This is a genomic window from Corynebacterium sp. HMSC29G08 (assembly GCF_001806875.1).
Taxonomy (GTDB): Bacteria; Actinomycetota; Actinomycetes; order Mycobacteriales; family Mycobacteriaceae; genus Corynebacterium.
This window is the reverse complement of record NZ_KV786276.1, coordinates 1-4,795: the sequence shown is the minus strand read 5'-3', so window position 1 is coordinate 4,795 and position 4,795 is coordinate 1. Positions and strand designations below refer to the sequence as shown.

At 55.8% G+C, this 4,795-nt stretch carries 5 protein-coding genes; all 5 read left to right on the top strand.

Annotation, left to right across the window (positions count from 1 at the left end; all coding sequences use genetic code 11):
- On the top strand, positions 1-593 hold a 593-nt coding region (locus tag HMPREF3101_RS10710), incomplete at its 5' end, for an HNH endonuclease signature motif containing protein (protein ID WP_141737446.1).
- 167 nt (positions 594-760) lie between these two features.
- Positions 761-1,804 (top strand): siderophore ABC transporter substrate-binding protein, encoded by a 1,044-nt coding sequence (locus tag HMPREF3101_RS10705; protein WP_070465471.1) that lies wholly within the window; start codon positions 761-763, stop codon positions 1,802-1,804.
- Positions 1,805-1,836: 32 nt separating this feature from the next.
- Positions 1,837-2,775: an ABC transporter permease gene (locus tag HMPREF3101_RS10700; protein WP_070465469.1), complete on the top strand. Its 939-nt coding sequence runs from the start codon at positions 1,837-1,839 to the stop codon at positions 2,773-2,775.
- Between the two features lie 55 nt (positions 2,776-2,830).
- Positions 2,831-3,775, top strand: a complete 945-nt coding sequence (locus HMPREF3101_RS10695) for an iron chelate uptake ABC transporter family permease subunit (protein ID WP_083280226.1) — start codon at positions 2,831-2,833, stop codon at positions 3,773-3,775.
- Complete coding sequence (locus HMPREF3101_RS10690) at positions 3,772-4,527, top strand: iron ABC transporter ATP-binding protein (protein ID WP_052205101.1); 756 nt, start codon at positions 3,772-3,774, stop codon at positions 4,525-4,527. Before HMPREF3101_RS10695 ends, HMPREF3101_RS10690 begins: the two co-directional genes overlap by 4 nt.
- The last annotated feature ends 268 nt before the right edge of the window (positions 4,528-4,795 follow it).

Here is a 4,795-nt window from a genome sequence, read left to right as displayed (position 1 = left end):
GTCATACGCATTGTGTGTTCCCAGGCTGCACAATGCCGTCGCAGTTATGCCAGCTAGATCACCGAATCCCTTTTGGTCAGGGTGGGAAAACCACACCAGATAACCTGTACCCGTTGTGTCAAAAACACCACAATTTAAAGACCGATAAACGTGGCTTTTACATTCCAGATCCTGATACTGGTGAAATCTTATGGCTTTTTGCTAACGGCACGTATGAAACCTGCACCCCGGATAGCCTGATTGCACACAATACGAACGCGGCGGCGCCACGGTGGAAGAGCAACCTTGCACAGGTTTGCCAGCGTCGCAGCGTGGTGGCGCAGTTTTATGCGAAGGGGCATAAAATCCTGGATGATTTTGACCAGCACCACAACCTGGAGATCGCCAATGCGCAGATCACAGCGTTGGAGGAAGAGTACGGACTGACCTTCCCAATCAAAGCAGTACTGCCCGAGCCGGTGAAGACACCGCAAATATCCGACTTTTTTGAACCGGTACGCCCTGACCGAGAACCGGACGAAGGCTGGGATGAAGACTATGCACCGGAAGACGAATGGCCAGAAGAAATACAGCAGTTACTCTTCAACCACTAACCCAAGATGGACCGTTTAGCACTAATACGGTGCAAGTGAGTCTTTAATTTTCTTGCTGTGACCTTGAGGTTTACTGTTATACACGGGGGTAATGCTTGGAATGTAGGTGTGCGTGCCCTAAGGTAGGCGAGGTAATCCTAACCTCCGTATCTAAGAGAAGGACGAACATGATCCGTTTTTCCCGTACCGCGCTCGTCGCAGTAGTCACCGCAAGTGCCCTCGCGCTTGGCGCTTGCTCCTCCACCGAGTCTTCCTCCGAGGCCACCTCCAGCACCGCTGCTGAGGCTTCCGAAGCAACCACCTCTGCAGCTGAAGCATCTCAGGCTTCTAAGTCTGCAAACGGCACCGTAACAGTCACCGACAACTACGGCGAGAAGACGGTGCCGGTTCCGCCGAAGCGCGTCGTCGCTTTGGACAACCGCTCCTTCGAGCTGCTGGACGCTTGGGGCGTGAAGCCGGTTGCTGCTGCGCGCGCGCTGGTGCCGAAGACCATCCCGGGACTGAAGGATGATGAGAGCATCGTGGATATCGGCAACCACCGTGAGCCGAACCTCGAGGCAATTGTTGCTGCCGACCCGGATGTCGTCGTCTCTGGCCAGCGCTTCAGGAAATACGACCAGGAGATTGAAACGCTCGTTCCGGACGCAGTGCTGCTGGAGTTCGAACCTCGTGAGGGCGAGCCGTTCGATCGTGAGCTGATCCGCCAGACCCTGGAGCTTGGCGAGGTCTTCAGCAAGCAGGCCGAGGCTGAGAAGGTTGTTGAGGACTTCACTAAGGCAATCGTTCGCGCGCGTGAGGCGTACAACCCGGAGCAGACCGTCATGGGTGTGAACGTCTCGGGTGGTGAGATTGGTTACGTTGCACCGGGCGTTGGCCGCGTCTGGGGTCCGCTGTTTGACCTGATCGGTTTCACTCCGGCACTGGAGATTGCTGGAGGTACGAACGATCACCAGGGCGACGACATCTCTGTTGAGGCGATCGCTGACTCTAACCCGGACTGGATCCTGGCGCTTGACCGCGACGCAGCGATCAAGACGGACTCCCCGGCCGCACTGAGCGTGCTGACCGATTCCGCCGCCCTGCAGAATGTCACCGCGATCAAGGAGGGCCACGTCTACGTCGCTCCGAATGACACCTACACCAACGAGTCGATCCTGACGTACACCGAGATCCTCAACCAGCTCGCAGAGCTTTTTGAAGCCAATAAGTAACCCTTACCTAACATCAAGTAACGTCGTACAACGTGACTAAGAAGCTAGGGTTGGCTTGCCTCGCCGTCGTGGCGCTCCTTATAGCGTCAATGGCGGTGGGGCAATACGACATTCTGGGATCTGCTGACGGGTGGGAGATGTTCCAAATCACCCGAGTTCCACGCACTATCGCGCTCGTGCTCGCTGGCGCGGCGATGGCAATGTGCGGACTAATTATGCAAATGCTGACGCAGAACCGTTTTGTGGAACCGACCACAACAGGTACGACGGAGTGGGCTGGGCTTGGTCTGTTGACATCATATGTGCTGTTTCCAAACGGCACCATCATGACGCGCATGGTCATGGCTGTGGTATTCGCGTTTGTGGGCACCATGGTGTTTTTCGCTTTCCTGCGCAAAGTGACGCTACGTTCAAGCCTGATTGTGCCGATTGTGGGCATCATGCTCGGTGCAGTTGTGAGTTCTGTGTCCACGTTCTTCGCGCTGAAAACAGACCTGCTGCAGTCCCTGGGGGTGTGGTTTGCCGGGTCCTTTACCAGCGTCATCGCTGGTCAGTACGAGGTCTTGTGGATCGTGCTTGCGGTCGTCATCGCCGTGTTCTTCTACGCGGACAGGCTTACTGCGGCGGGGCTGGGGGAGGATATCGCCACCAATATTGGACTGAATTACAACCGGGTTGTGTTGGTGGGGACCTCGCTGGTTGCCATCGCCACCGGTGTGGTCACGGTCACGGTGGGAAATTTGCCGTTCCTGGGTTTGATCGTCCCGAACATTGTGAGCATGATGCGTGGCGACGATCTGCGCTCCAACCTCCCGTGGGTCTGCCTGCTTGGCATCACGATTGTGACCGTGTGCGACATTCTTGGCCGCACTGTCATCGCACCGTTTGAAATGCCGGTGTCGGTTATCTTGGGTGTGGTTGGTGCTGTGGTGTTTATCGCTTTGATTGTGAAGCAGGTGCGGCGTGGCTAATCGTTCGGTGGGCAGCTTCGCAACGTCGACAAGCAAAAAGCGCTACTGGGTGGTCATGGGAGTGCTGCTGGTGGTGGCTATGACATGCGCTGCTGGGCTGTTGGCGTACAACAACCCGATGGAGTTCGGCTCCCGCGGCTACTGGCTGATTGCGCAGCGCCGGCTTACAGCCGTGACCGCGATGGCGATTGTTGCAGTGTGCCAAGGCTTTGCGACGGTTGCGTTCCAAACCATCACCAATAACCGCATCCTCACGCCTTCAATCATGGGCTTTGAGTCGCTGTACGTGGCTATCCATACAGCTACCATCTACTTCTTTGGTGTCACTGGTCTGCTGCAAGGGCGAACGACCAGTATGTTCGTGCTGCAGGTTGCGTTGATGATTGGCCTGTCACTGGTGCTGTACTCCTGGTTGCTGAGCAACAGTGAGGCGAACCTGCACGCGATGCTGCTGGTTGGCATCGTGCTTGGTGGTGGCCTGGCCAGTGTGTCTACGTTTATGCAGCGCATGCTCACCCCGAGTGACTTTGATGTGCTGACAGCACGACTCTTCGGCTCAGTCAATAACGCTGACCCTTCGTACTACCCAATTGCACTTCCACTGGTAGCGGCGGCGGTGGTGCTTATTCTGCTGCGCGCACGGTATTTGAACGTGCTGGGGTTGGGCCGAAATGCCGCCACGAATTTGGGCGTGAGCTTCCGCGGTAATGCGATTTATATCTTGGTGTTGGTGGCGGTGCTGATGGCAGTGTCGACCGCGTTGGTTGGACCAATGACCTTCCTCGGCTTTCTGGTGGCGACATTGACGTATCAATTCGCTGACACCTACGACCATCGGTACCTGCTGCCAATGGCGGCACTGATGGGATTTTGCATTCTGACCAGTGCGTATTTCCTGATGAACCATGTGTTTTACGCGCAGGGTGTCGTGTCCATCATTATCGAGCTGGTCGGTGGCTTGACGTTCCTCGTCGTGATCTTGAGAAAGGGGAGGCTGTGATTACGCTTTCACGCGTTCGTAAAGACTATTCCGAAGAAACCACTATCGGGCCTGTTGACCTGGACATTCCTGCCGGGGGCATTACTGCACTCGTGGGGCCCAATGGGGCAGGCAAGTCCACGCTGCTGACCATGATTGGTCGGCTGTTGGATATCGACGAGGGCGCTATCGCAGTCGGCCAGATGGATGTGGCCAGCACTAAGTCCAAAGACCTCGCGAAAGTGGTGTCCATCCTGCGTCAGGAAAACCACTTTGTTACGCGTCTTACAGTGCGCCAACTTGTCGGTTTCGGGCGCTTCCCGTACTCCGGCGGTCGCCTGACAGCTGAGGACGAGCAGATTGTTTCTAAGTACATCGACTTTTTAGACCTGCGTGAACTGGAGAACAGGTTCTTGGACCAGCTCTCCGGTGGACAGCGTCAGCGAGCATATGTGGCGATGGTGCTCTGCCAGGAAACCGAATACGTCCTGCTTGACGAGCCCTTAAATAACCTGGACATCGCCCACAGCGTGGACATGATGCAGCACCTGAAGGCAGCCGCGCGCGAACTTGGCCGCACCGTGGTCATTGTTTTGCATGACATCAACTTCGCGGCCCGATACGCGGACTACATCTGTGCTGCGAAGAACGGCCAGGTCGTCGCCTTTGGCACGCCGGAACAGATCATGAGGGATGACTTGCTCACCCAGATCTTCAACACGCCGGTCCAGGTCATCCAGGGTCCTAATGGCCCCTTAGCGACGTACCACTGATCCAGGTTTATACCATTTGACCTGGTGATTTGCCAGGTCTTTCCATTCATGGTTATATCTTCATCCGTTGCTTCGAGCCGGTTCGGCCGGGGAGAAGGAACGATCTAATCGCATAAAGGTTACGGTCTAATGAACTGTAAGAAACCAAGGTTTAAACGCCGGGTTGACAACAGATAGATCGAAACTGTAGTGTCGTACAAGCTGCTTTCGCTTAGAGCCGAGAATGGTTCTGGCGGGGTGTGCGTGTGTTGTTTGAGAACTCGATAGT